Annotated in this window: 20 protein-coding genes; 4 read left to right on the top strand and 16 right to left on the bottom strand. The window is 46.1% G+C overall.

All coding sequences use genetic code 11. The features are described from left to right. Window positions 1-273: 273 nt before the first annotated feature. Entirely contained in the window at window positions 274-729 is a 456-nt protein-coding gene (locus tag AC1DLM_RS01625) for a GAF domain-containing protein (protein WP_477568872.1), read from the bottom strand. A 290-nt stretch (window positions 730-1,019) separates the two neighbouring features. Here AC1DLM_RS01625 and AC1DLM_RS01620 point away from each other — a divergent pair, with 290 nt between their 5' ends. Further along, complete coding sequence (locus AC1DLM_RS01620) at window positions 1,020-1,721, top strand: Crp/Fnr family transcriptional regulator (protein WP_477568871.1); 702 nt, start codon at window positions 1,020-1,022, stop codon at window positions 1,719-1,721. Between the two features lie 34 nt (window positions 1,722-1,755). Here AC1DLM_RS01620 and AC1DLM_RS01615 read toward each other — a convergent pair whose 3' ends face one another. The 6 genes from AC1DLM_RS01615 to AC1DLM_RS01590 form a co-directional block, all read right to left on the bottom strand. Then, the gene (locus tag AC1DLM_RS01615; protein WP_477568870.1) at window positions 1,756-3,420 is read right to left on the bottom strand and encodes a cbb3-type cytochrome c oxidase subunit I; all 1,665 of its coding nucleotides are present in this window, start codon (window positions 3,418-3,420) and stop codon (window positions 1,756-1,758) included. Window positions 3,421-3,449: 29 nt separating this feature from the next. Next, window positions 3,450-3,920 (bottom strand): cytochrome c oxidase subunit II, encoded by a 471-nt coding sequence (locus AC1DLM_RS01610; RefSeq protein WP_477568869.1) that lies wholly within the window; start codon window positions 3,918-3,920, stop codon window positions 3,450-3,452. A 13-nt stretch (window positions 3,921-3,933) separates the two neighbouring features. After that, window positions 3,934-4,089 carry a cytochrome c oxidase subunit 2A gene (locus AC1DLM_RS01605; RefSeq protein ID WP_441987746.1) on the bottom strand — a complete coding sequence of 52 codons (156 nt, stop codon included), beginning with the start codon at window positions 4,087-4,089 and terminating at the stop codon, window positions 3,934-3,936. A gap of 107 nt (window positions 4,090-4,196) precedes the next feature. Next, window positions 4,197-4,802 (bottom strand): molybdenum cofactor guanylyltransferase, encoded by a 606-nt coding sequence (mobA, locus tag AC1DLM_RS01600; RefSeq protein ID WP_477568868.1) that lies wholly within the window; start codon window positions 4,800-4,802, stop codon window positions 4,197-4,199. A gap of 162 nt (window positions 4,803-4,964) precedes the next feature. Beyond that, window positions 4,965-5,489, bottom strand: coding sequence for a DoxX family membrane protein (locus tag AC1DLM_RS01595; RefSeq protein ID WP_477568867.1), 525 nt, complete (start codon window positions 5,487-5,489; stop codon window positions 4,965-4,967). A 79-nt stretch (window positions 5,490-5,568) separates the two neighbouring features. Beyond that, window positions 5,569-6,459 carry a cation diffusion facilitator family transporter gene (locus AC1DLM_RS01590; protein ID WP_477569061.1) on the bottom strand — a complete coding sequence of 297 codons (891 nt, stop codon included), beginning with the start codon at window positions 6,457-6,459 and terminating at the stop codon, window positions 5,569-5,571. A 275-nt stretch (window positions 6,460-6,734) separates the two neighbouring features. Here AC1DLM_RS01590 and AC1DLM_RS01585 point away from each other — a divergent pair, with 275 nt between their 5' ends. Together AC1DLM_RS01585 and AC1DLM_RS01580 are read left to right on the top strand one after the other, a co-directional pair. After that, window positions 6,735-6,866 (top strand): hypothetical protein, encoded by a 132-nt coding sequence (locus AC1DLM_RS01585; protein ID WP_441987743.1) that lies wholly within the window; start codon window positions 6,735-6,737, stop codon window positions 6,864-6,866. 97 nt (window positions 6,867-6,963) lie between these two features. Beyond that, entirely contained in the window at window positions 6,964-7,413 is a 450-nt protein-coding gene (locus tag AC1DLM_RS01580) for a tellurite resistance TerB family protein (RefSeq protein WP_171630340.1), read from the top strand. A 156-nt stretch (window positions 7,414-7,569) separates the two neighbouring features. On the opposite strand, the gene AC1DLM_RS01575 is transcribed toward AC1DLM_RS01580, so the two are convergent. The 6 genes from AC1DLM_RS01575 to AC1DLM_RS01550 all read right to left on the bottom strand — a co-directional run bounded on the left by AC1DLM_RS01575 (window position 7,570) and on the right by AC1DLM_RS01550 (window position 19,520). Beyond that, window positions 7,570-12,609, bottom strand: coding sequence for a chitobiase/beta-hexosaminidase C-terminal domain-containing protein (locus tag AC1DLM_RS01575; RefSeq protein WP_477568866.1), 5,040 nt, complete (start codon window positions 12,607-12,609; stop codon window positions 7,570-7,572). Between the two features lie 7 nt (window positions 12,610-12,616). Then, complete coding sequence (locus AC1DLM_RS01570) at window positions 12,617-14,875, bottom strand: helix-turn-helix domain-containing protein (RefSeq protein WP_477568865.1); 2,259 nt, start codon at window positions 14,873-14,875, stop codon at window positions 12,617-12,619. A 113-nt stretch (window positions 14,876-14,988) separates the two neighbouring features. Continuing rightward, entirely contained in the window at window positions 14,989-16,512 is a 1,524-nt protein-coding gene (locus tag AC1DLM_RS01565) for an extracellular solute-binding protein (protein ID WP_477568864.1), read from the bottom strand. A 36-nt stretch (window positions 16,513-16,548) separates the two neighbouring features. Continuing rightward, entirely contained in the window at window positions 16,549-17,388 is an 840-nt protein-coding gene (locus AC1DLM_RS01560; RefSeq protein WP_441987846.1) for a carbohydrate ABC transporter permease, read from the bottom strand. A 54-nt stretch (window positions 17,389-17,442) separates the two neighbouring features. Beyond that, a complete protein-coding gene (locus AC1DLM_RS01555; protein ID WP_441987845.1) occupies window positions 17,443-18,330 on the bottom strand; it encodes an ABC transporter permease in 888 nt (295 codons plus the stop codon). Between the two features lie 164 nt (window positions 18,331-18,494). Continuing rightward, a complete protein-coding gene (locus AC1DLM_RS01550; protein ID WP_441987739.1) occupies window positions 18,495-19,520 on the bottom strand; it encodes an alpha/beta hydrolase family protein in 1,026 nt (341 codons plus the stop codon). Between the two features lie 507 nt (window positions 19,521-20,027). On the opposite strand from AC1DLM_RS01550, the gene AC1DLM_RS01545 reads away from it, so the two are divergent. Next, a complete protein-coding gene (locus AC1DLM_RS01545; RefSeq protein ID WP_441987738.1) occupies window positions 20,028-20,714 on the top strand; it encodes a hypothetical protein in 687 nt (228 codons plus the stop codon). A gap of 70 nt (window positions 20,715-20,784) precedes the next feature. On the opposite strand, the gene AC1DLM_RS01540 is transcribed toward AC1DLM_RS01545, so the two are convergent. From AC1DLM_RS01540 to AC1DLM_RS01530, 3 genes are all read right to left on the bottom strand, one after another. Continuing rightward, complete coding sequence (locus AC1DLM_RS01540; protein WP_477568863.1) at window positions 20,785-21,240, bottom strand: DinB family protein; 456 nt, start codon at window positions 21,238-21,240, stop codon at window positions 20,785-20,787. 168 nt (window positions 21,241-21,408) lie between these two features. Then, the gene (locus AC1DLM_RS01535) at window positions 21,409-21,984 is read right to left on the bottom strand and encodes a dihydrofolate reductase family protein (protein ID WP_441987735.1); all 576 of its coding nucleotides are present in this window, start codon (window positions 21,982-21,984) and stop codon (window positions 21,409-21,411) included. A 168-nt stretch (window positions 21,985-22,152) separates the two neighbouring features. Continuing rightward, window positions 22,153-24,054, bottom strand: coding sequence for a glycosyl hydrolase family 28 protein (locus tag AC1DLM_RS01530; protein ID WP_477568862.1), 1,902 nt, complete (start codon window positions 24,052-24,054; stop codon window positions 22,153-22,155). Window positions 24,055-24,553 lie beyond the last annotated feature (499 nt).

Here is a 24,553-nt window from a genome sequence, read left to right as displayed (position 1 = left end):
TAAGTCGATTTTTTCGACTTACGGGGGCGTAAGGGCTGCCTTGGGCAGCTGTAAGTCGATTTTTTCGACTTACGCGGGTGCTACGGTCGCCTCGGGCGGCTGTAAGTCGATTTTTTCGACTTACGCGGGCGCTACGGCCACCTCGGGCAGCTGTAAGTCGATTTTTTCGACTTACGGGGGCGCTACGGCCGCCTTGGGCAGCTGTAAGTCGATTTTTTCTACTTACGCGGGCGCTACGGCCGCCTTGGGCGGCTGTAAGTCGATTTCGTCGACTTACACATTGGCCTCAACCGCGGAGAGATACGACGTCAATGTGTCGAGGATATCTTGGACCGCTAGCAACTCGCCGTGTTCAAATCTGGTTTGCTCTCGTTTGCCGATGAAAAGCAAGCCCTTGATCTGTGAGCTAGCATTAGGCACGAGTGGAAATACCGCCGCCGCCTGCAAGTGCTCTGCAAGCATGAGCGGACAATGGAGTCTTTCTTGCTGACGATTAGGATGAGTTCCATCCAGCTTCACCCATCTGCCTAAACGCAGGGCAGTGCCAGCTAATCCTTGACCTTTTTTGATCACCATTTGTTGATACCGGTTATTACTGTTGCCGATGACATATTGCCAACGATTGCGTCCGGTATGCTCTTGAAGAGGCGCAATTGCCACGAAATCGCATGACGTCAAGCTTCGCAATCGTTCTAATTCTGTTAACAAAGTTGTATCGTCTAATGCCATTCGGGCCCCTCCGTTTCGACGCAGCCGTGCAAAATCTCTTTACTTATCATTGTAGATGTTTGCATCCATCTTGTAAGTCAGGGAAAACCCTGATTTCCACATCAGGAAATCAGGTGATTTTACTGCTCGATTCCCTTATTAAATCCTCAGGGGATTAGGGATTCTTACTGTGATTTTCCTCACAGAAGATGGGGATTATTGTCCTCAAAGATCAGGTGAACCCCCGATAACCAATATCATCCAAAGACGTTATGATAAAGATAATAAGAATCGTCGAGGAGTTGGTTCCCATGGTTAAAGCAAATACAGGTATAATGAATTTCTTTTCTGAGGAAAATTTTGATAGACTGCAAAGCATTATGTATCGAAAGCACGCTGCAAAAGGAGAATTCTTATTCAGAGAAGGCGATCTCGCAGATCGCTTATATTACGTCATCCATGGCGGCGTGCGGATCACCAAACTATCCGAAATGGGTAAAAGCTTCATACTATATCTTCATCAAACAGGTGATTTATTCGGTCAGATTGATCCCTTTCAGAACTCTTTGCAGAGCTTTAGTGCCGAAGTAACAGAGGATTGTGAATTCGGTGTCATTCAGCGTAAAGATCTCGAGGTCCTGCTATGGCAGCACGGAGACCTCGCTATTGAATTTATGAAATGGATGGGGCTTATGCACCGTATGACAGAAACTAAATTTCGCGATTTAATGATGTATGGTAAGTCCGGTGCGCTCTGTTCATTATTAATACGGTTAAGTAATTCCTATGGTGTACCCCAAGGTGAACATATCCACATTAACTATAAGATTAACAATTCCGAAATGGCTGATATGATTGGGGCTACACGGGAAAGCGTCAATCGCATGTTAAGCGATATGAAGAAGGAAGATGCTGTAGAATTTGATCATGGGCAAATTGTCATTAAGAATGTGACCTACCTCCGAGAAGTTTGCCACTGCGAAAACTGCCCGGTAGAAATATGCCGCATGTAAGCCCTAATCACGTTGTGAACCTTGGATTTAATCCTTACCAAGTAATAAATCCTTTCGAACCCGGGGCTGAGTTCATAATCATATCCATCAGCGGGATCGTGTAAGCAAACAAGATTAAAAGAATTGATACCGTGATCCATATCCGCCAACGATCCAAATAGGCTGGTGTTGCCTCGGCTGATTCCATCGCTTCAGCAATCGGATACTCCGTCTCCCCTTTTGGGGCACACAGCAAGGCAATGACATTATAAATCATAAGCAGGACACCGATAAATAACACCGTTCCACCGATTGCCATGAAGACATAATATGGCATCCAGCCCGCTGCTGCTGCACTTCCTTCATAGTCTGTGAAAGCAGTCCGCCTTGGTGCGCCGAACAATCCGACTAGATGCATAGCACCTGACATGAAGAACATGCCCACGCACCAGATGATCGTTTGAATGATCCCTAATGTATGCATGCGGGGCGTTAACACACGACCGGTTACAGCTGGAAGTAACCAATACGTAATCCCGAAGAACGTAAGTGCCACACTTGTTGCCACCGTCAGGTGAAAATGCCCGGTTACCCATAACGTGTTATGGACAACGGCATTCATTTGATTACTTGCATTAATCAGTCCTCCTGCACCAGCAGGTATGAAAATGAGCATCCCCATAAAAGGTGCGAAGAATCGCACATCCTTCCAAGGCAGCTTTTTCACCCAGCCAAATAGCCCTTTTGCCCCAAGCGCACGACCATTCAGTTCAAAGGTTGCAAATAAGGAGAATGCCGTCATCAGCGATGGAACGACCACCATAAAGGTCAGGATGACCTGCAAGTATTTCCAAAAAGAGCTAATGCCTGGCTCCATTAATTGATGATGAAAGCCTACCGGAATCGAGAATAGTAATAAGAGAATAAAGGAAAGTCGGGCGAGCGCATCGCTGTAAATTTTGCCGCCAATGATTTTGGGAATAATCACATACCAGCATATATACGCCGGCATGAGCCAGAAATACACCAAGGGATGGCCGAAGTACCAGAACAACGTGCGGCTGAGCATGACATTAATCGTTTCCACCCAACCGAAAGACCAGGGGATTAGCTGAATCAGCACCTCTGCCGCAACCCCGATGGTTGCGATTTGCCACATCAGAAATGTCACAACAGACATAAAAGCGAAAAGCGGTGACAGCTTGCCTTCATGCGTCCTTTTCCAATATTTATATTGATAGAAAATCCCCCAACCACTAATCCAGCTCCCTATTACAAGCAAGGCTAATCCGATATAAAAGTAGGGCGATGCCTTCATTGGCGCATAGAAGGTGTATAGAACGCTTGCCTTCCCCGCTAATACCATCGCAACACCAAGCGCGGTCCCCGCAGTCATGAGGGCAAATCCAACCCACCCCATGCGATGAACCACTGGAAGCAGTTTGCCGCCAAGGGTATAGGAGACACCGGAATAAATAAAGCCGATAATAAAATACGTTGTAAACACGATGGCCATCAACACTCCGTGAGCTGTCAGCAGCTCGTAATAGCCGATATTATATGGTAATTGAATCGTCCCGCTTTTCACCATTGTCTGCAAGAGTCCTGCAATGCCGCCGATAAGCAAAGCGATGAATGCCATAAGGACATGGGCGACAACCAATTTGCCATCCTTGAGATCAAATTTAGGAGTCAACTTCTGGGTAGGTTCACTTCTCATGCGGTCTTCCACCTTTCTTGGCATCTAGGCTACTTAACAATAATCGTTGTTTTCATATACTCGTGTGCACCGCCGCAATATTCATTGCACAGGATCAGGTATTCACCTGGCTTCGTAAACGTGTGACTGACATGACTAACTTCACCCGGAATAATCATCATATTTACGTTCGTACCCGGAATAGCAAAGCCATGAACCACATCTTGACTTGTCACGACAAAGTTAATGGTTGCGCCCAAGGGGATCTCCATCTTGTCTGGTGCATAACCAAACGTAAATGCAGTCATGACCGCCTCATAGGCATTGTTGCCGATTGGATGAAGTCCTGGCTTATCGAAAGGCGCGGTTTCCGACACTTTCGCAGGATCAATCTGATGATGATGCGCACTTGGCGGCTTAGCCCCCATAGCAAATGCGGAAACCCCAAGGACACCTAGAAAGACAAACAACATGACGATCCCAATGGTTAACCAGACTTTTTCGAGTTTATGAATATGCATGTTCTAATCCCCTTTACTGTCTAGATATAAAAAGAAGAAATACCGCGACCCAACTGATCACTAAGAAGAGTCCTACTAGCAACACTGAGGCAAATGTACCCAGCAAGGAAGGCTCTGGTTTGTGCTCTGTTCGCTCAGATACTTGTGCTTGTTTGTAATGACTTTTCATACTAAATACCCCCTACTATGTAAACGTCTTGCACTTATTGTAAGAGTATAACCCTGCGTTTACAGTGACTTTAATCACGATCGCCAATCAGAATCATGAACGATTCGTTACTTCCACTGCGTATCCATGTGCTTCATGAGCTGGTAATCCTCCAAGGTCTTGATCTGAGAAACGAACCTCAAGTCAACGCCATTCTCATGCAAAAACTGATCCCCCAGCTCACTCCAAAAAATATGGTTCAGCAGTGCGGAAACCGAGGTTTGCCCTTGTTGTAGGAGATGTCCGATGTGAGACGCGCAAGCTCGATCATAAATACCGTGCAGGGGATGTACCCTACCTGCCACCAAGGGGACAACGGATTCAAATCCATCCCGTTTTCTTTGCAATAACAATTGAGCAGCTGAGTTGGATATGAAGGGCATATCGCACCCGACGACCCAGACGGAAGCATGTTTAGCTAGGGATAATGCGGCATGCATGCCTCCAAGCGACCCATGTCCCCTGAAAAAGTCCGTAATAATCCGGACCGAACGATCTACTTTGTTTAAATAAGGCTGAGGATCATTCGTTACAACAATCAACTCATCGCATATTTCCCTCATACAATCTAGCTGCCGGACTATGAGCGGCTTTCCCTCAAATGGCAGCAACGCCTTCAGTTCTCCGTTCATTCGACGGTTTGCTCCACCAGCTAAAATAACTCCTGAAAGCATACCCATCACTTCTCCTTTTTCTACATCATGTACCAGTCACTTTAGTCCAAAAAAGATCATCTGTAAGTGAAAAATGTCACACTCCAAAAAAACAAAAAAACCTATTCCCCTCTCGACGGAGAAAGGAATAGGTTGATCAACTATTTAGCATGGATGCAGAGCTCATCTGAGTTTCGTTTTTAAATGACATAGCTCTAATAGCTTATCAAACCATCTGTGCAGGTAAGGAAGAATCATATGATCCACACCAAATTTCCCAGCATTCGCCCCAGCTGCAAAAATAATGAACCCGAGGAGAACTAACCATGGATTCGAGCTAACTGTACCAGCAAACATATACATGAAGTTCATCAGTAAGCCGAAGAAAATCGCTGCCGTCGTCAACGCACCGAGCAGTAACCCCACACCAACTAAGAGTTCACCCCAAGGAACTAGAACATTAAACCACCCTACATGCGGAAGTGCGACATTTTTCAAAAAAGCCACATAATTCGCATATACCAGATCCGTCGTACCACTTTCGAGAACAGGTTTAGCAATTGCTCCTTTCAGATAACCGGCAGCGTCGAAAGCTTTGTCACCTGTGATTTTGTGCCATCCAGCGGTCATCCATTCCCAACCGACATACAAACGAATGATTGTCAAAAGTATTGCAGCGTAATGATTTTCTCTTACCCATTTCATCATTTCAACCATCTCCTTCGTCCTTATGATTTCATTATAGGTCGAAGGAGAGTCCGTGTATGTGAGATAAGTCACTCTGATTTTATTTTTCTTGACCACCTGATACCTCGATAGGTTCGATGTGAATATGCACATACGATATGTTATGAAGTTCATGAATGCGATTTTCAATATGCTCGGTAATGTCATGGCTTTCGCTTACGTTAAGCTCATGATCTACACCAATGGTTACATCGACCAGTTTTTTGTTTCCATGGATACGGGCTTTGATATCAATGACCTTCTCCACCCCGGGGACGTCACGAATGGTTTGTTTAATGGTTTGAAGTTCAGCATCATCGAACCCATCGGTAAGCGCATGAGTAGAATCTCGGAAAATATCCCACGCTGTTTTACAAATAATGACCCCAACTAGCAACGCTGTTAATGTGTCAAGCCAAGGTAAACCAAATTGAGCACCAACAATACCAATAAAAGCACCTACACTGACAAACGCATCCGATCGATTATCTTGTGCTGCTGCCATCATGGCATTGCTGTTGATTCTCCTTGCAAGTCGAATATTGTATACATATACAGCGTACATAACAATCGCACAAAAAACAGCCGTCCATGCGGCAACCATATCGGGAGACTCGATATTTGGAGACCGAAACTTAATAAATGCTTGGTAGAGAACCTGAATGCCTACCGCAAACATAATGAAAGAGGCGATTAAAGCGGCTACCGTTTCAGCTCGATAATGACCGTATCTGTGGTCTTTATCAGGTGGTTTTCGTGATATTCTTAGACCGACTAGGACAGCAATTGAAGCGACAATGTCTGTAGCGTTATTTAATCCATCCGCGGACAGCGCGTCGGAATTGGTTAAGTACCCTATGGTTAACTTTAAAGCCGATAAGCATATATACGTAATAATACTTAACCAGGCACCTTTTTCACCTTGCTTGATGTCATCATACAAATTTTCTATCGTTCCCACCCCACGATCCATGTCGAAGACAATCATACTCGACGCAACACGTGTGGGTCTAGAGAAACAGTGTTGTCCACTCCCTTCATTTTAGGATCGAATCAACTAATTTGCATAAGGTGAAAAGTATAGTACTTCAAAATCGGTGACCGGAGGATTATTAAAGGCTATATCGCATAGATGCCATCCTTATACGAAAAGAGCAGGATAATCACATTGTGCGGAGAATAGACAATGAGATGCATCTGAACCATGAGTGAAATGGAGGAATTTCAATGGATGATGGTGAGCTGGAAACCTTCGTGAATGACACGATCATTGCAACTGGTTTGGATATTGACGATGATGAGGACGACTTCGAGCATCATGAATCTTTTAACCGTGGAACGCGTCATGTTTTTAGATAATTAGTTATGTCGATTGATTTCTACATAATTTGCTAAATTTATAAATTGTATCTAAAATAAAGGAAGCGTGCAAATTATAATAATGGAGGCTTCCTTTATGAGTATCGGATTCAAATCGTGGTTGCAAAATTCAAAACAAGGCTTAACCGAACAGGTCAAAAAATTCAAGAACAAAGACTTTATGGATGCTGTAGTTGCTGGCTGTGCGGTTGTAGCTGCAGCGGACGGATCCATTGATGCCAATGAAAAGCAAAAAATGGCTGGATACATGAGCCGCAGTGAAGAACTAAAAGTGTTTGATATGAGCGATGTAATTGCTCGATTCAATCACTATGTTGGAAACCTTGAGTTCGATGCCATGATTGGCAAACAAGAAGCACTAAAGTCAATTGCCAAATTTAGTGGTAAGCCTGAAATGGGACGAGTCATCGTTGGTGTATGTAGTGCAATCGGAGCTGCAGATGGCGATTTCGATGATAAAGAGAAGGCCGCGGTACGTGACATATGCAATTCACTTGGATTAAATCCTAGTGAATTCAGCTTGTAAGTAATAAAGAAAGAGCTTTTAAGCCAATTAAGGGCTTAAGATGTTTTTTAAAGAAGCCAGCAAACCCTTGGGTTTGCTGGCTTTTTGGTGAAAACCTGGGAGTGTGGCACAGATGACAAAATAGTCCATGTTGCCAAATTGGAATACCTAGACAACTTACTTCCAAGTTACTGACATGAGCCTCAGCACGGTTTCCGAACTCCCCTCAGCCACTACGCGGAGATGAATCTCTCCTAGTCCACTACCAGAACGGGCAGCGAATGAAACCATTTGAGCCGTGCCTTCAACGACTGTGGCTCCGCCTATGACAGAAGCACCTTGAACAAGTATTGTATAGTCACCAGGTTCTTCAAAACCTAATTTAAGCTGAAGTTCATTCGTTTGAGGGGTCACTGTCTTCACTTCCGCAGCAGCACTGACACGAATTTCTTTAGTACCAAAAGTTGTTTTTACGGTCTGTGGGCTTGTTTTCGAGCCAAGCAGCTTGCCAAGAAGTTCAGCGCCTTGGTAATTGGGATATAAATAATCGGACGTTTCCCATTTCAACAGACTGGTCGCATCATATAAATGACGAGGATACTCAGCATCGGCTGCCGTTGTCTGTCGTGAGCCGCTGACGGACAGCCCCAGGCTGATTTTGTGATAATCAACCCCGCCATTCTGCATATAGCTGTTCCAGTTTCCCTGCTGCTTCATCGCTGCCTCCAACTCCAGCAGCGCAATCCCATAGTCATGTCCCGACCACTGGACTGGACGGCCGAACCAAGTACCCGGCAGCGGCTTACCGTCGCTGCGATAAATCGACTGCCCGAAAGCGGCAAGAGCGCCATAGCGCATAAACGTATGACTGCCAAACTCCCCGCCTTCTCCGTTGTTCTTGCTGATACCGTAGCTGCCGTCATCCCATACATAGACGAATGGCAATCCGCGATCGGCCCATTGTCTAGCGTACTCCAAGTATGCAGCAAGCCCTGTGATTTGATAAGCCTCAACGTTAGCGCGAACGGCGAAGGCCGCCGTTTCCAGCTCCGGAATCATGTTCCGCAGCTCCCAAGATTGTGAACCGCGTGGCAAGGTGAAACTCGAGTTGATGTAATCCATCGCTGCCTTGCCATAAACCGAAGCGTTGACATTTCCGGTCATCCGGGCTTGGCGCAGCATTTTGAAAGCAAACTCGGCGTTTGAGCCTGGCGTCACTTCATTCGGTGCACCCATATAGGCGCTGACGGGAAATCCTTTTTTCTGGATATTGGTCTGATAATCCCAATATACGCCTGCAGTAACGCTGGAGGGATTCACAAGCTTAGCCGAAGCGATTAACGAATCAACGTTTATGGTTTGAAGTGCTTCCATCGTCTTAGCAGCGATACCTTCCAAGTAAAGCGGCAAAATATAGCCATATGTGGAATAATTCGTGCCGATTTGATTCATTGCGGTTTGTACACGCTGCTCCGCTAGTGTCCTCCTCGCAGCATCGCCATAAGGGCCAAGCACCGCGTATGGCATGACAAAAGCAGACGTAATGATAGGCGTAGCGGCTGGACCGATCCGATTCATCCATTGATTCTGCTCAGGCAGCCATAAATTCTCGAAGCTGCCGAGCAGGGCTTTGCTTTCTTTCTGCATCGTTCCGCTTGCATACGCAAGAGGTTCAGGTAGCCCATACGTCCTGATCCAACGCCCCACTGTCGAAGAAATTTCCGTATCATGCGACACGAACAACCTCGATTGCAGCGATATAGGTTGGGCTGCTGGCAGGGAGTACGGCTGACGCACTGGATTTTCGTTATTGGCATTAGCCGTCACCTGCTCGTAATAGGCAGGTATCCCCGTGGCCATTGTGGCATTCTCGTTAACCCCGTTAAGAACTGACGGGATGAATAAGCTTAGCTTCGCAGATACCGTATCTTCCCCTCGTTCCAGACGGTTAGGCAGTGCGAAAAATGCTGCTGGCTGATCGTGCACACCATCCCATGACTGCCGAGCGTCCCACATCAGCCCGAATGAAATGCCTCCTTTGCGCAGCGCCATCAATGGGACGGTAATTTTACGTGGATGAGGCACATAACGGAACGCATCTGATGAATTCAACACCGCCAGTGTATCCGAAGAACGGTTGTTCAGATTATGGTCGTCAAGCCATTCCAGACCTGGGAACAAAGCTTCATTCACATAATCCCCTGTGGTTGACGAGGTCGAGGTGATCACCTTCTGCTGTGGATCCACAGATGCAATTCCCGCTTCTCCCAGCAATAACGTGGGACCGACGATGGCAGCAATTTGCCGCTGATAGTTAGCTTGCAAGGTGTGGGAGAACTGAAAGTCTCCATACACATCTGATGTAATGCTTACACTGCCACTCCATGCCGCCCCCTCTGGATCGCTGAATGGCACCAAGAAGTTGCCAGGCGACTCTGGGTCCGGTGCTGGTGCATAAAGCTCTCGGACGGCTAACTGATCGCCATAAACGATCTGCTGCACGCTGCCAAGCGAAGGCAGTACAGCTATGCGTACCCAAGCTCCTGCACGTTTCGCTTCCAACCAACCGAAACCATAACCACCAAGCCCTGTCGAAGCTGGCGAAGGAAATACGAGCCGCTTGTCTGCATCGCCGAGGATGAGATCATCCGGCTGCCCGCTCTCCGGTAGCGAGTTCGCCACACTGAACAATCGCGCCGTGTCCCTGGTTGTCGGGAGACCGCTGCCCGTCACTCTCAGCCCTATGCCTCCGGCGCCTGTGCCTGTAACCGTTATGTCATACACAAGTTGAAGCGTTTGCCCAGAAGCGAGTGTCGTCCCCGGTGTCGGGGATACCCTCGTCACCTGCACGAAGTCAGGGGCATCCAGATGGATGGAAATTCCTGAAGCGTCAGCGCCGATATTTTCAAGCATCGCCTCTACCTGGAAATGGTCGCCTGGTGATACAATCTCGTGCGGAGAAGACTGAAACTTCGTCAGCCGGATTTCGGCTGGAAGATCCTGCTTGCGCAGCAGCGAGATCTCCTTCACAACAATTTCAATGCCATTCTTCATGCTTGGATATGTGGCCATCGGGTCGATACGCAGCTTTGTAATGTTTCCTGTCCAACCAGGATTGTTACCCATATCGATAATATAACGCTGAAACTCCGGCGTCTCAGCCGCCGTATTCCGGAACGCCACTTTACGTGATTCGCTCAGTTTATTCGTATCTGCTCCCGCATCCGTGGCAAAATAAATGGCGGCATTCGCCGTATGGTTCGTCTTCATCCATACACTGACGTATCGGTAAGCCGATGGAATCGGCTGCAGGCCAGCATCATGCGTATCCAAATACAAATTGGGATTGGATGTCGTAGACTGAATCGGCTCCGATGTCGTGAACAAATGCACGCCGTTCACATCGCGGTATACATTGTCGGTAACAATATGATTGGCGTAGACGCCCTTATCCGAATTCACGTCCCAGCCAAGAAGGTTACTCCACGGAGCAGAGTTTTTGCCGTACAGCTCATCCTGCTCCTCCGCATGGAGAACCGTGTTGCTTGTAAAATCCCAAGACGTAACCAGTCCGCTATTCAAAGCGACTTTAGTATAAGTAGCTGAACGAATCACAGCTCCGGCTACACCACCCCTAACCGCCAGTGCTTGCATATAGACGGAATCTGTTACCGTAATAGTAGCTGCAGCTCCGCTGACCATCGTCCCGTTGGCAGCCGTACCGGTCGCCGCATTGTATTGTGGAGTCGTTCCGTTTAGCGTATATATAATCGCATCGGCATAGCTGGATGTGAGTGAAACCGGGAGACTGTCATAAAAAACTTGGGAGGCTGACAGGGTAACAGGATTCGCGCCAGCCACATACGTCTCTTGCTTTCTCGCTTTGATCTGACCGTCCTGAATGGCTACGGCTTTCAGCGTGGCTGTATGATCGAGCGTCAGTGATCCGTTAAAAATTGTATCGCCAGTCACTTCCGTCCCATGGGTTACATCCGGTTCAGAGCCGTCAAGTGTGTATCGGATTGCATCTGCGCCAATGACCGAGTAATCGATCGATTGGGACGCTCCGTAAAACGTTTCACCMGCTGACAGCGATAGCTGCGTCTGTAACGGATTGCCTACATGAACTGTTGCACCTTGGTACATCGTCAACTCGGTATCGACAAGTGTACGATCACTTGTGTAAACCGGCAGCAGCTCGACGCTGTAATCTTTGCCGGCAGTCAAACCGCCAATCCGTGCATAGCTGCCTCGTTCTGCGTTATAAACACTGAGCTGCGCAGCGGTTCCATCCGTTACATTGCGGTAGCGAATATTAAATTTGGAAACGCTCTCATTTAGTTCCGGAATAAAGATATAAAAGCCGTTTGTATCACCCGCAAGTCTGACTTGATCCCGATCTGATACTGGAAGAAGACGATTAAACACAAAATTATCCATGCGAAATCCGGTAGCAGCGTTGGCAAACACGCCGACGAAGCCTTCGCCTAGCACCGAGCCCCGTGTCACATCGATAATCGGCAAAGTTGAATTATTCACATAGGCGCGAATTCGATTCCCCTCAGCAGATAGCTTCATCCGAAATGTCCCCCACGGCAATGTATCCCGGTTTAATCCCGGCATCCCGTACTCCTTCAAGCCTCTGTATTTGTTCCCATCCGTATTCGCAATTGAAGTCGAGCCTTCGAACAAATTCATCTTGGCATCAAAGGTGATATGCGCTTTGAGCTGAGCATCCCAGCCATCACTCCAGCCATTCTTCTGGAATTGAACGCCAAGCTGACGATTTAACTCACGCTGAGTCACCGTCATATCAAATGAAGCTTCAAAGTCACTGTATTTATGCTCAGGGGCACTCGTAAAACCGTAGTCGAAAACCCCCACTGTCGATCCAGTAACAGGACTGACTGCCAACTCTCCCCCCGACAAGGCTACATTCGCCGTATCCCCGGCAAATTTGATCGCATTACGTACACCATCGTTATAGGTTCCGTTCGACATCGTGCCGCTGTTGAAATCTAGCGCATACGTCGTTCCGTCGCGAATAATAGGAGCACGAGGGGGTGTATCTGCCCAAGCAGCAGGCGTTGGGACTCCAATGGCTACAAGACTCGACCAGAGCATAGAACAGATGGCCGTAAGTGCAAGACCTCTTTTCGCGGACCGAGAGAACGTGGACATGCGAGCATTGGGTTTGCTATTTCGGTTATTCATCATTAATGGATCACTCCTTTTTCCTTTGCAAATCACGGTATTGTCCAGGTGTCATTCCTTCCTGCTTGCGAAAATAGCGAATAAAATTTTGTGGATTCGTGTAGTGGAGTTTTTCAGCAATGTCGGTGATTTTCAACTCTGTATCGGTTAGCAGCTCTTTGGCCTGCTTGAGCCGATAATTAGATAAATACTCGCTGAAGTTAACGCCGACCTCCTTGCGGAATACGCCACGGATATAGTCGGGATGATAGCCAAGCCTTGCCGCACAGTCGTCGAGTGATAGCTCAGTTCCCGCTTCGTTGTGAATAATGGCAAGCATTTGGTCGGAAATACGGGCATATTGCTTTTTGCGCAGTCCTTCCAAACGGGATATAAGGGGATGGATCAGCGTTTGCCCAAACCACTGCTCCACCTCTCTTACCGTTTTCAACTTGTATAGCTCGTCAATCAGCGATTTCTCGCCCTCAAATACAGCCTCTTTCTCGTCGCCCAACGTCTGTTTCAGACGTACAAGCGCAAGCAGCAACGACGTTAGTGTCACGAAATATTCACGATGGCTGACCTTTTCTTGGAAAACGCTATGCAAATAAGCGGACAACCGCTCATTGGCCAGTTCCTCATCGGCCAGCTTTACGGCATCGAGCAGCTCCCGTTCCAGTGTTACGGGAAAGCGAAGTTGTGTTCCCTCCGGCTCAGCATCTTCAATATAAATAACGGAGCCCGGCTCCATACGAATCGCATATTTCAGCGCTTCGTTGGCATCCTCATAAGCAGACCGGGCTTCGTTAATCGTCCCATAAAACCGGCTGACTCCCAAGGTAATGCTCAACTCCAGAAACTGCGCCACCTTTTGCTTCATTTCAGCGCACAGATCGTTGACGATCTGCTTAAAACGGTCTTCCTCACCTGCTGCACATCCAATCAGCATGACCTGCTTACGGTGCATGACGACAGGCTTCAATCTCCGCTGCAGCGGTATAAGCTCCTCCGCCATATTATTAATGGAGAATAGCAGTAGATCCTCATCTATCTCTTCATAGCGTGTATCGCGCAACGCATCAATTTGCACGGCGATGACGCACACTTGCGTCCACTTCCGCTCCCACTTGAAAGCAGTAAGCTTCTCGCTGATTTCACGCTGTGCCAACTCACCTTCGTAAAGCTTGATCATAAACAGCTCTTCCAATTGGACCCGCTGCCGCTCAACGATATTTTTCAAATTGCTTTGTACACCCAGAATATTCTTCACCTGACTGCCAATATAGCCAATCTCGTCGGAACTGCCATTTGGCTTAAGCTCCGGCTCAGCCTGTAAATCGCGGTAAAGCCTGTTGATCGGACGGTACATCCGGCTCGCCCCAAGCCAAGACAAAGCTAACGTTATGACTAAAATAATGAAACAAATGGTGTAGGTATACCATTCAATGGCCTTGGAATCTCGTGTGATCAGATCGACAGATGCAATAGATACATAAGCCCAACCCGTATAGGCGGATTTCCGATAAACCACTGCGGCATGATTATTACCAGTCGTACGGAAACTTCCAACCGGTTCCTTGCTAGTACGCACAGTCTGCAACGCTTCCTCGTACCCGGCTGCCTGCGAAATCGCAGAGGGATCGCTATGAGCAAGCAACCCACCTGTTTCACTGAGGATCATTGCCTCGCCAAGCTCATTGCTGCCCGCTAGCAAGCGAGCAAGCTCTGCACTCCGAAATTTGACAATGAGCAACCCCGACGGGTTCAGCGAATGTAAAGGCAGCTTTTTCACCAAATGTACTTGATCGCCAGATACCGAATGTGCCCAGAATGTGGATTTGTTATCCCGCTTATATCGCTCAATCAGATCGGCATTGCGATAATTCGACAACGGCAATACCTCTGTATTGTTATCGAGCACCCACCCCTGATTGAAGCTGGCAAGCACGATATCATCGATCCCTAGCTCGAAGCTTTGCAACTGATGCAGCCCCTGAAGCAAGCCGTTAACCGTTTCGAACTGTTCCGGTGCCAGCTTCATATTGATCGCACTGACGACCAGTGCTGAATTAATGAAATGAGTGGCTGAGGTGTCAGCCGCCCGGAGAATCTGCTCCACCCGTTGCTGTGTTTGCTGCAAATTCAGTTGGTTTCCTTTCGCCACTTTATCCTCGATCATAGCAGACGACTTATTGTACGACAGTACACCAAGCAAGAGGACAGGCAGAGTACCCAAAGCCAAACTGAATAAGAACAGCTTTATTAAGAAACGGGGTGAGCGGATTTTCATTAAAGATCAACCTCCATAAGACAGCGTCTTGTTGTAAACTCCCGCGTTCAGCTGGAGTCAGTGTTTCCATTGTAACGCAGATACGACTGTCTCGTCTTGCGATTCACTAGCGCTTATTTTTTCTGTTTGTTATATTGTGCGGTATATTCCTCAATAACTTTATCACCGCCGCTTTTACGCCATTGCTCAACCGCCTGGTTCCAGCTAGCCTCGTCAATATTACCCATAATAAACTTGATTCGCGCATCCTGGACAATTTTCGTCAATTCCGAGCCCTTCTCCGCTAGCGTTGCTGATTCGAATGATTCCGCTGGATTGGCGACGGCAATTTCGGTGTTTTTCTGGAACATTTGCTTATACTTCTTGACAATCGGCACATCTTCTCCCGCGTCGGTTTGGCTGCCATCATCATAGCGAAGCTGGTAAATGGAGCTAATATCCGTTTCGTAGGCCTTACCGTCAAGGCGAGCTGGTTTGCCATTTTCCACCTTATAATGCTTGCCTTCGATTCCCCATTCAAACAAGTTTTGCATTTTTTTGTCACCAAGCTTATCTAGAAAGCCAAGAATTTGTTTCAGTTCCTGCTCGGTTTTGATGCTCGTTTTTGGGAACATATAAACGCCAACATAACCGCCGTTGTACAGCATGAGACGCTCGCCTTTAGGTCCAGCAATCCGACTGGCCACGTCAAGCACCGCACTAGGGTTTGCCTTAACCAAATCGTTAAAGCCTGAGTTCACATCGTCCAGTGTGCTGATAATGAGTCCTGCTTTTCCTTGGTTAACCGACTCTTGACGTTTCGTACCAGGAACGACGGCGAAATCCAGATTGATCAGCTTCTCATCGTACATCCGTTTATACAGCTTGAGTGCGTCGATGTACTCTTTGGACATAAAATCAGGTACCACCTTGCCGTCCTGCACGCCGTATAAATTGGGCCCGCCATACCAGCTCAGAATAGTCTGAAAGCCGTTCATTCCCCGACCCTCATACATGCCGAAAGTGTCAGCTTTACCATTCTTGTCTGGATCTTTCGTTGCAAACGCCTTCACGACATTGTAAAAATCATCAATCGTTTTGGGCTCAGCAAGACCTACTGCTTCCAGCCAGTCCTTGCGATAAATAATGCCTTCACGGGCAACAGGCCGACTGCGGTAAATACCGTAAACCTTGCCATCGACGGATATATTGTTCAACACCAACGGATTTAGCTTGCTAAGATTCGGAAAGTCTTTTAAATAAGGCCCAATCTCCCAGAACATCCCGGACTTAACCGCATTAACAATACCGGAAGCCTTATTGCTCGCAATCATCATAATTTTGGGCAGTTCGCCTCCCGCAATGGTGGCATTGATTTTATCGTTGTATGCGGAATTGGGCACCCACGTAATGTCGAGCTTCGTATTCGTATGCGCCTCAATCAGCTTGATCGCCTCATTATCCGCCTTTGGAGGTTCAGCCGAGTAATACATATTCATCATGGATAGTTTGAGTGGCTCTTTTGTGGCCTCCGTAGCCGTTGGAGCTTTCGTTGCCGAAGATGCACCTTGCTCCCCACATCCTGCGAGGAATGTCGTTAAGGCAACTGACGCCAACCCCCATAGTCGCAATCTATTCCCATTCTTTGTTCTTTCCATCTTGTTTCCTGCCTCCCTTTTATATGGTTAAATCATTTAACCCTTAACTGAGCCTAACAATACACCTTTGGCAAAATGCTTTTGTAAAAATGGATATACGATCAGAATCGGCAGTGTTGAAACGGTGATAACGGCCATTTTGAGCGATTGGGGCGGAAGCGCAACGGCTTCGTTCACTTGACTTGAATCACCGATACCCCCTTCAGACATAATGACTACCTGCCTCAATAGTACCTGAATAGGCCATTTCGTCGTATCGTTAATATATAGAATAGCTGAGAAGAATGAATTCCAATGCCCAACCGCATAAAACAGAGAAAACGTAGCTATGGCAGGCATCGACAACGGCAATATGATTCTGAATAATATCATCATGTCATTGCATCCGTCTATTTTGGCTGATTCTTCTAGCCCCTCAGGCATTTGTTGAAAAAAGTTTTTCAAAATAATGAGATTGAAGGCACTTATTGCACCTGGAAGCAGCAGCGACCATAAGGTATTCGTGAGTCCCAGCGCCTTAACAATCAGGAAGGTCGGGATCATCCCACCGCTGAATAACATGGAGAAAACAATTAACAGCATAACCGGCCTGCGCCCAAGCAGCTCCTTGCGCGATAATGGATAAGCCATCAGCGATGTAAACACAATGTTGATGAATGTACCGGCGATCGTAATAATAACTGTATTGAGCAGACTTCGCATAATCGTATCCGTTGAAAAAATATACGTATACGCCGACAGTGAGAATTGTGTGGGAATTAATACAATTCCCTGCTTCGCATATTCTTCAGGCGCAGCGAACGAGCCGAGCACCATGTAAAGAAATGGCACGACCGTCAACAACCCGAGCAGCATCAAGAATGTATAATTTGCCATATCGAACAATCGGCTGCCTAAATTTCGGCCCACATAGACCCCCTCCTTTCGGCATTAATAAATGCCCTCTTCCCCGAATTTTTTGGCGAGCGCGTTCGTTACAAGAACGAGCACTAAGCCAACGAGCGATTTAAACAGACCCACCGCCGTGCTGTAGCTGAATTGAGACTGATTAATACCTACGGAATAGACGTACGTATCGAAAACCTCGCCCACTTCGCGATTCAACGCATTTAGCATTAAAATAATTTGTTCGAAGCCTGTGTCCAGAAAATGCCCGAGTCGCAAAATGAACAAAATAACGATTGTACTTCGAATCGCAGGCAGTGTAATATGCCACAGTTGTCGCCAACGGCCAGCACCGTCTATTTTCGATGCCTCATACAACTGCGGATCAACCCCTGCGAGTGCCGCTAGGAAAATAATCGTGCCCCAGCCGGTTTCCTTCCAGATCACCTCAGACATAATGAGCGTGCGGAACCATTCGCTGCTGATCAAGAAATTGATTTTCTCGCCGCCTGCCTTAGCGATCAGTTCATTAACAAGCCCACCTTCAACGGTAAACAGCATATAGACCATACCGACAACTACGACCCAGGAAAAAAAATGCGGAATGTAAATCATCGTTTGAACAAAACGTTTAAATGCTTCCTTGCGTACCTCATTCAGCAGGAGTGCGATAATAATCGGCAGCGGGAAGAAGAAAACCAAATTGTACATCGCCAGCACGATCGTATTGCGAAGCAGCATCCAGAACGTTGGCTCCCCGAAAAAACGGGTGAAATGCTGCATGCCCACCCAATCACTATGCCAGAATCCTAGAAATGGCTGATAATTTTGAAACGATATCAGCACACCCCACATCGGTAAATATTTGAACAAAATGAAATAAATAATGCCGGGCAACAGCATGTAATATAGCCATTGATCGCGAATGAGCATTTTGGCGATTCGTTTTCTATCGACCGCCGAGGGTCTTACTTTAGTACCGGGGACACCCTTATGTTGTGCGAGCATGGTGCTCCTCCTCCTTCTGGCATTTCGCCGCATGCATGATCAGCGAATTTCTATATTTTCTTTAACAACCTTCTGCCTGACTAATCTAATCAGCCGTACAGCTCCAGCTTATATCCGCATTCATCTCCTTGTACGGATGTTACAATAAATTGTTGTTGAATCAAGTCATAGTCGACCACGGCCATGTGATCGAGGGAGTCGAGTACGATCGAGAAGCGCTTCGTAAATAAGTAGCCACCTATCATAAACCGTCCACGTTCTGGAATAACAATTGGCGTTGCATGCCTTGCACGATGCTGCTCGCTCCGGCTATGTATGTCCACCATTTGCTGCTGTGTGGCATGCCCCCAATGCTCGCGCGTTCCTACACCTTCCAGCTCCCAGTAATCCAGCCTATCGCTCAAATTAAGCCTTTCCAAATGCTCCTTATACATCCTGGCATGATCAACAGGCACCCGAATATCCGTATCTCCATGGCAAATAAATAAGGGTGTTAGCAGGTTCGAAGCTAAGGCTAGCCCGCTTCGTGAAGCGTAAGCCATTGGATTATCTCGCGGAGGATGTCCAATCCAGACGTCCAGCTCATCTTGAAATTCACCAATCGCGTCATTCTCATACCAGACCGCATAGTCAGTAATGCCGCACATCGCCGTCGCTGCCGCGAAGAAATCGGGAAACTTGGCGATGATTGCATAAGCATTCCCACCCCCACCGCTTCCACCTTCAAAATAGACGAGCGAGCTATCTTCAATAAAGCTTTCATATTGTTGCTGTACATAGGTGACCGCGTCAATCACATCGAACAGCTCCCAGCCGTTGCAATCCGGAGAACCTTCAGAGAATGCACGTCCTCGCATATCTACTTCTACAATTAACTCATCGACGCAAGGTGTATCCATTACCTCGAAAGGCGGTATGCTCATATGCCAGCCATGTGTCGTCACTACGAGCCGCGAAGGCTTTCCTGGCTTCAGCACCCGCATTGCCAATTGAAGTTCGGGATGGCGGGAAGAGTTGTAATAAATAAAATCGCAGTAGGGCGAATATTGATTCTCCCTACTCTCTACGCCCTGCTTCTCGATCCGAACCCGATCCTCATATTTCTCGTATTCCACTTGTATCCTCCCTTATTCTTATTCCTCCAGAGGTCCTAAATGAGCATATCGTAACATCGGCTAACGACTCTCCGTCCGACTACACTGATCCTAACGAATCGACTTATTACCGTCTACAATCATTACCGAAGGGAATGTGAAATAGCAGCTGATAATCAAAGGCGAGTTAACAATCACAACCGAGTATTCCTTCGGAAAAGCCTGTTGGAACGGCAAAAAACCTCATTTCTCCTCAAAAAGGCTGCGGAAAGAAAAGGTTTTATTTTGATACTTATACTTACTGTTGGGTGGCAAATAAGTAGCCTTGGATATCAAGTCCAAGACCTTCAATCATAACATTGCCTACCCCTTATCACTTATTACCAAAGATAAATGTGACTTTTGTAGGATGGAATTAATTAACTATTAAATACATTATTGTGAAATAATCCATTACCAGATAAACTCTATTTTGCGGAGCGTGGAAGTATCTACGCTCCTTGCTAAGTAAATGAGGGAGTAGTGTAGATGAGCTATTTTGAAGATATTGATACAAATTTCATTAAAAATTTGACTAGAACTAAGTATTCTCGTCTAGAAGACGTTAATTTTCAAACTATTTCGAACATCCCTGGAAATGAAATAACGCCATTTACAGAATTTTATATAGCACCATTTATATTTAGGACACTGAGTATATGTATCAATATTCCACTAGCATATATAGATCTAAATAATGATGCTTTGAGAGAATTACTATGTCATTTTCAAAAAATTACTGTCTTAACATCAAAGGAAATTCCATTTGAACTAAGATTGGAAAATCTTGAGCCTAAATCTAAAGAAATGTTTTCTATACTTTTGAGTAAAAACAAGATAAATCCATTTGTATTGGATTTGTACCAATACTATGGCGAACATGATTCTTCAGGTGATTTTAGGTATGTTAAATTTGTTAATGAGTCCATAGAACAAGTTTATGAAGATTTGATAAATCCAAATCACATTAAAGATTTCAACGAAATTTGGAGTCGAATAAAAATGATGCACTCTGATACGAATTATGTATATCTTAATCCCAATTGGCTATTCTCCGAGCAGCTAAAATACTCAATAGCACTAAATTTCTTTTCAATGGCCTGTGAAGAGGTTTATTTATGTATCGATAATACAACATCTCGCATTATTAGTTTATTACTTTCAAATGATAAATGATGGTTAATAGGAACTTTTGAACTGCAAGAAGCCAGCAAACGCAAGGGTTTGCTGGCTTTTCAAAAACTATTTAGAGCCTCGCGAACGTGATGTAATCCACTTGGGCAGGCTCTGCCGATTCGATCCGAAGTGCCCGGTTGATCTGTCCCCGGTGATATTGCCCATGTAAGAGGACCTGCAACAGGATGTCGCGGACGGACGTTCGGAACGGAACACCGCTCTGGTTCGCATAGTCGATCATCTTGTCCAACTCGGATTCCTCGAGTTCATCGATATAGACGCGATATTGCTCGGCGTTTTCTTCGAACATCGTCCGGATCGCAGTCAGGTCATCCGCTTCCTCCCACAACGAATACTGCGTGGTGCCCTTGCCCTGCAATCGGGAAAGCCAGACTCGTTCCGCGACCGCGACGTGGCGAACCAACTTCAGAAGGTCCTTGTTCTTCGTCTCACTTTCCTCGAGCGCGTCCAAGATGCGTCCGTCCGCCCAGATCAGGTGATCCACCATGCTCTTAATCGTCTTCATTTCAGTTTCCTCCTCTTCGTCTCATGAATTACTTGAATCTACTGGTATTCGTTAGTTTAATCATTTGAATGAACTAAAACAACCTTTTTTAGCTGGTCGGATAAGCAGCAACTTAATTGTACCAGACGAGAATTCGCCTGCCAGGATGTCTCCTGCGATGATGTATCGTCATCTAACCGACTGGTAAACGAGACCTATGGCTCCAGAATCAAAGGTCTTGTTTTCGATAAGTTTAAGATTGACCTTCTCCTTGAGACCTTGGAATAACGGCAACCCGCTGCCGATCAGGACGGGAGAAACCGTAATTTTATACTCATCGATTAAATCAAGCTGCATAAGGTGGTGTGCGATCCTAGGACTGCCGAGGATGACCATATCCTTGCCTGGCTGCTGTTTGAGGTTCTTGATCTCTTCCTCGATATCTTCTTTCACCAGTCTGGAATTGTTCCATTCAACTTTGTCCAGCGTCGTGGAAAAAACGATTTTGGCTGTCTTATCGATCCACTCGGCATGATCTCGTTCATACTGCGAAGCTGATGGATCCGAAGGCACAGATGGCCAATAACCGTGCATTAATTGATAAGTCCCTCGTCCCCAAATGACGGTGTCGGCAGTACTTAGAATTTCTTTCGCGTATTTCTCTAAATCACCATCGTAGGAAATCCAGCCAATGTCCATTGCACCGTTCGGTCCTTCTACAAAACCGTCAAGCGATGCATGCAAAAATAGAACGAGTTTTCTCATTTTCATTGCTCCTTTGTTCATGAGGGATGTCTACATAAGTTACATTTTAGCACATTCCAGCTTGGATTGTTTCTTATGGAAGAGCGTCATTTAGGATCGTAAAAGTCCTAGCCATCGGCTAGGACCTTAAAATTTTGTTATTCCTTTTCGAAAATCCACCTTATTTTTTTACCGTAATTCATCTGTCCCGAATGTAACCAGCGATACATGATCCTGTACGTCCATATGCCCCGAATTGATATCTGTAACTAGCATGTCTTGTCTTTTATACTTTTTAAAATGTACATCTCTTACATAAGAATCCTGATTTACGCCCTTAATTAAAGCCCTCTGTTCCCCACTACCACGATAGGTGACGTTATCTAGCGTAATGTTTTCAATAATCCCCCCGTCTCTATCTCCTGGAAAGCGTTCATCAGTCCGGAATTGAAACACCGCGGCTTTATAAGGATCTCTAAAAGCTTCGATTCGTATATCTTTAAATAAGATATTTCGAATATCATTGCCCCCATTTGCCCATAATTTCAACACACCCGTAAATTTATCGAGGATATAGACCCCTTGCTGATTCAATACATCGATATTTCGGAACGTTAAATCTGATATATGGGCATCTGGTTCACTTCCCAGACCTATGAGAATGGTATGCGCATCATCCCCCCACAGCACGCTATTTTTCACCGTATTATTGGAGGTTGGACCATAATGATACATCACAATATCATCATCAGGTGTTCGAATAAATACACCTGTAATGAGACCATCGTTCGATCCACTGAAATGAATCCCATCCGCATTTACTTCATAAGCGATAATATGAATATTTTGAACAACGGGTCTTGTAGCAAAGTTCATCACCACGGCCCACATGGTTGGATCAATGATGGTAATGCCTTCCACTAGATTATCACTACCGCCGCTTAACCAAATCGCACCTGTCCTGCCTTCACCTGGAGTCGGATTGGTATGCTGCAATTGACTGCCATCGAGAATCCCACGCCCCCTTATGGTCACATGATCCACTTCGTCAGAAGAAATCGATCCGTAACAAACAGCACCAGGTGCCATATACACCGTTGTATGATGTTGTGAAATAAAGAAAGATTCACCCGAATGCCAGTTCCCATAATTGGAACTCGTTCCGTAACGAGTATGCTCATTCCCATCAACAGCATGGACATAGCTAGGCATGGCTCCCGCAATTGCGCGATTCAATGACAGATTCGTAGTCCCCCCCGCTTCATAAACGTTAAACTCGCCAATTGAATTACTGAACACCCAGCCTGAATCAACATTGCTTCCTAGAAGCATGAGCCGCACATATCTCGCTTTCCTTGGGCTAAAAGAGCTTGTTATATATCCTTCAAGCGTATTATGGGTACCATCGTAGGCAAGAGTATAAGGATCATTGGCCTCCATTTTCGTTTCCACAAGGTACTTATTCGGGTAGGAGAGCGGCTCCATGCCTAGACCCTGCATCTTTAATATCGTCTGTCCGAGATCAATCCGATCAATTGTATACACAGCCCCAAGATCAACCTCTAACCAAGAACCTTTCGGTAAGGTATGCAATCCGGGTTTAAAGTAATACGTGTCTTTCCCCTCAGGCAATTGCAAAGGAATTGCCTCCCCTGGATGAATGAGGTGAACATTCGGCGCACTTTCAGAAGGCACATCCGTTTCCAAAGGATTGGTTAAGATATGCAGGTCTTCCGTGTTCCAACTATCGTTGATGCGAATGACAATTTTACGTGGAGAATCATCGTCCTGTGTGGATGAGAACGTGAGGGTATTTCCCATTTGCGCTGCATCAATGTCATATGAACTTGGCCTGATATCATAGCAGTTCATCGTTCCACCATGATAGGTGACTTTGATGTCTATGGTACCGGCAAAATCGAAAATCACCATGGAAGAATCAAATTTTGTTCCATCCTGATGACCTAAAATAACATTGTAAACGAATATATCGGTCCACTCCGACCCATGCGAAGGCTTAATCTGAACTGTGAAGGTAGGATTCATTGCTATTCCTGCCGGCGGGGACCATGTATGAACAGTATTGGACATTTTTCCTCCTGTGAAACCTGAATATGATTACAGCTTTTTGCTAATTCGTAATAATTACATTGTCAAAATAAAAGATTCCGCCTGTAGGAGCTTCAGACGATACGAAACCTACTTTGCCTATATCATGGGTAGCCGTCTCCAGTGATTTAGTCGCATTAATCAGCACATTATCGACGTTACTTTCACGTCTAATGAGCTGGAAAAATCAACATTCACATAGGATGAATCGAAATTTGTGCCGTCTTGATGACCTACCTTTACGTTGTATTCGTATAGATCCATCCAGGTTGCCTCATCCGATGGTTTCACCTGAACCGTGAATGTAGATTCGCTGCAGTGCCTGAAGGAGGGGACCATACATTGACTACATTTGCACCTGCTGCCTTCGCATGTATCCCGCCAATGAAACCTAGCATTGCAACCAAGCTAAAAAGGAATAAGAATAACGAATATCGTTTCATCATGAACATAACAATTTCCCCCGTTTCGAATTAGCGCT

Source organism: Paenibacillus sp. 01T442, assembly GCF_056398345.1.
The sequence above is the reverse complement of the archived record's forward strand: the minus strand, read 5'-3'. Positions and strand labels throughout refer to the sequence as shown.

Coding starts and splice junctions, on each gene's coding strand:
- AC1DLM_RS01580 (WP_171630340.1), top strand. CDS start 6,964: ATGAGTATCGGATTCAAATCGTGGTTGCAAAATTCAAAACAAGGCTTA.
- AC1DLM_RS01585 (WP_441987743.1), top strand. CDS start 6,735: ATGGATGATGGTGAGCTGGAAACCTTCGTGAATGACACGATCATTGCA.
- AC1DLM_RS01620 (WP_477568871.1), top strand. CDS start 1,020: ATGGTTAAAGCAAATACAGGTATAATGAATTTCTTTTCTGAGGAAAAT.
- AC1DLM_RS01595 (WP_477568867.1), bottom strand. CDS start 5,489: ATGATGAAATGGGTAAGAGAAAATCATTACGCTGCAATACTTTTGACA.
- AC1DLM_RS01535 (WP_441987735.1), bottom strand. CDS start 21,984: ATGAGAAAACTCGTTCTATTTTTGCATGCATCGCTTGACGGTTTTGTA.
- AC1DLM_RS01605 (WP_441987746.1), bottom strand. CDS start 4,089: ATGAAAAGTCATTACAAACAAGCACAAGTATCTGAGCGAACAGAGCAC.
- AC1DLM_RS01545 (WP_441987738.1), top strand. CDS start 20,028: ATGAGCTATTTTGAAGATATTGATACAAATTTCATTAAAAATTTGACT.
- AC1DLM_RS01615 (WP_477568870.1), bottom strand. CDS start 3,420: ATGAGAAGTGAACCTACCCAGAAGTTGACTCCTAAATTTGATCTCAAG.
- AC1DLM_RS01565 (WP_477568864.1), bottom strand. CDS start 16,512: ATGGAAAGAACAAAGAATGGGAATAGATTGCGACTATGGGGGTTGGCG.
- AC1DLM_RS01530 (WP_477568862.1), bottom strand. CDS start 24,054: ATGTCCAATACTGTTCATACATGGTCCCCGCCGGCAGGAATAGCAATG.
- AC1DLM_RS01555 (WP_441987845.1), bottom strand. CDS start 18,330: ATGCTCATTCGCGATCAATGGCTATATTACATGCTGTTGCCCGGCATT.
- AC1DLM_RS01560 (WP_441987846.1), bottom strand. CDS start 17,388: ATGGCAAATTATACATTCTTGATGCTGCTCGGGTTGTTGACGGTCGTG.
- mobA (WP_477568868.1), bottom strand. CDS start 4,802: ATGCTTTCAGGAGTTATTTTAGCTGGTGGAGCAAACCGTCGAATGAAC.
- AC1DLM_RS01610 (WP_477568869.1), bottom strand. CDS start 3,920: ATGCATATTCATAAACTCGAAAAAGTCTGGTTAACCATTGGGATCGTC.
- AC1DLM_RS01540 (WP_477568863.1), bottom strand. CDS start 21,240: ATGAAGACGATTAAGAGCATGGTGGATCACCTGATCTGGGCGGACGGA.
- AC1DLM_RS01570 (WP_477568865.1), bottom strand. CDS start 14,875: ATGAAAATCCGCTCACCCCGTTTCTTAATAAAGCTGTTCTTATTCAGT.
- AC1DLM_RS01625 (WP_477568872.1), bottom strand. CDS start 729: ATGGCATTAGACGATACAACTTTGTTAACAGAATTAGAACGATTGCGA.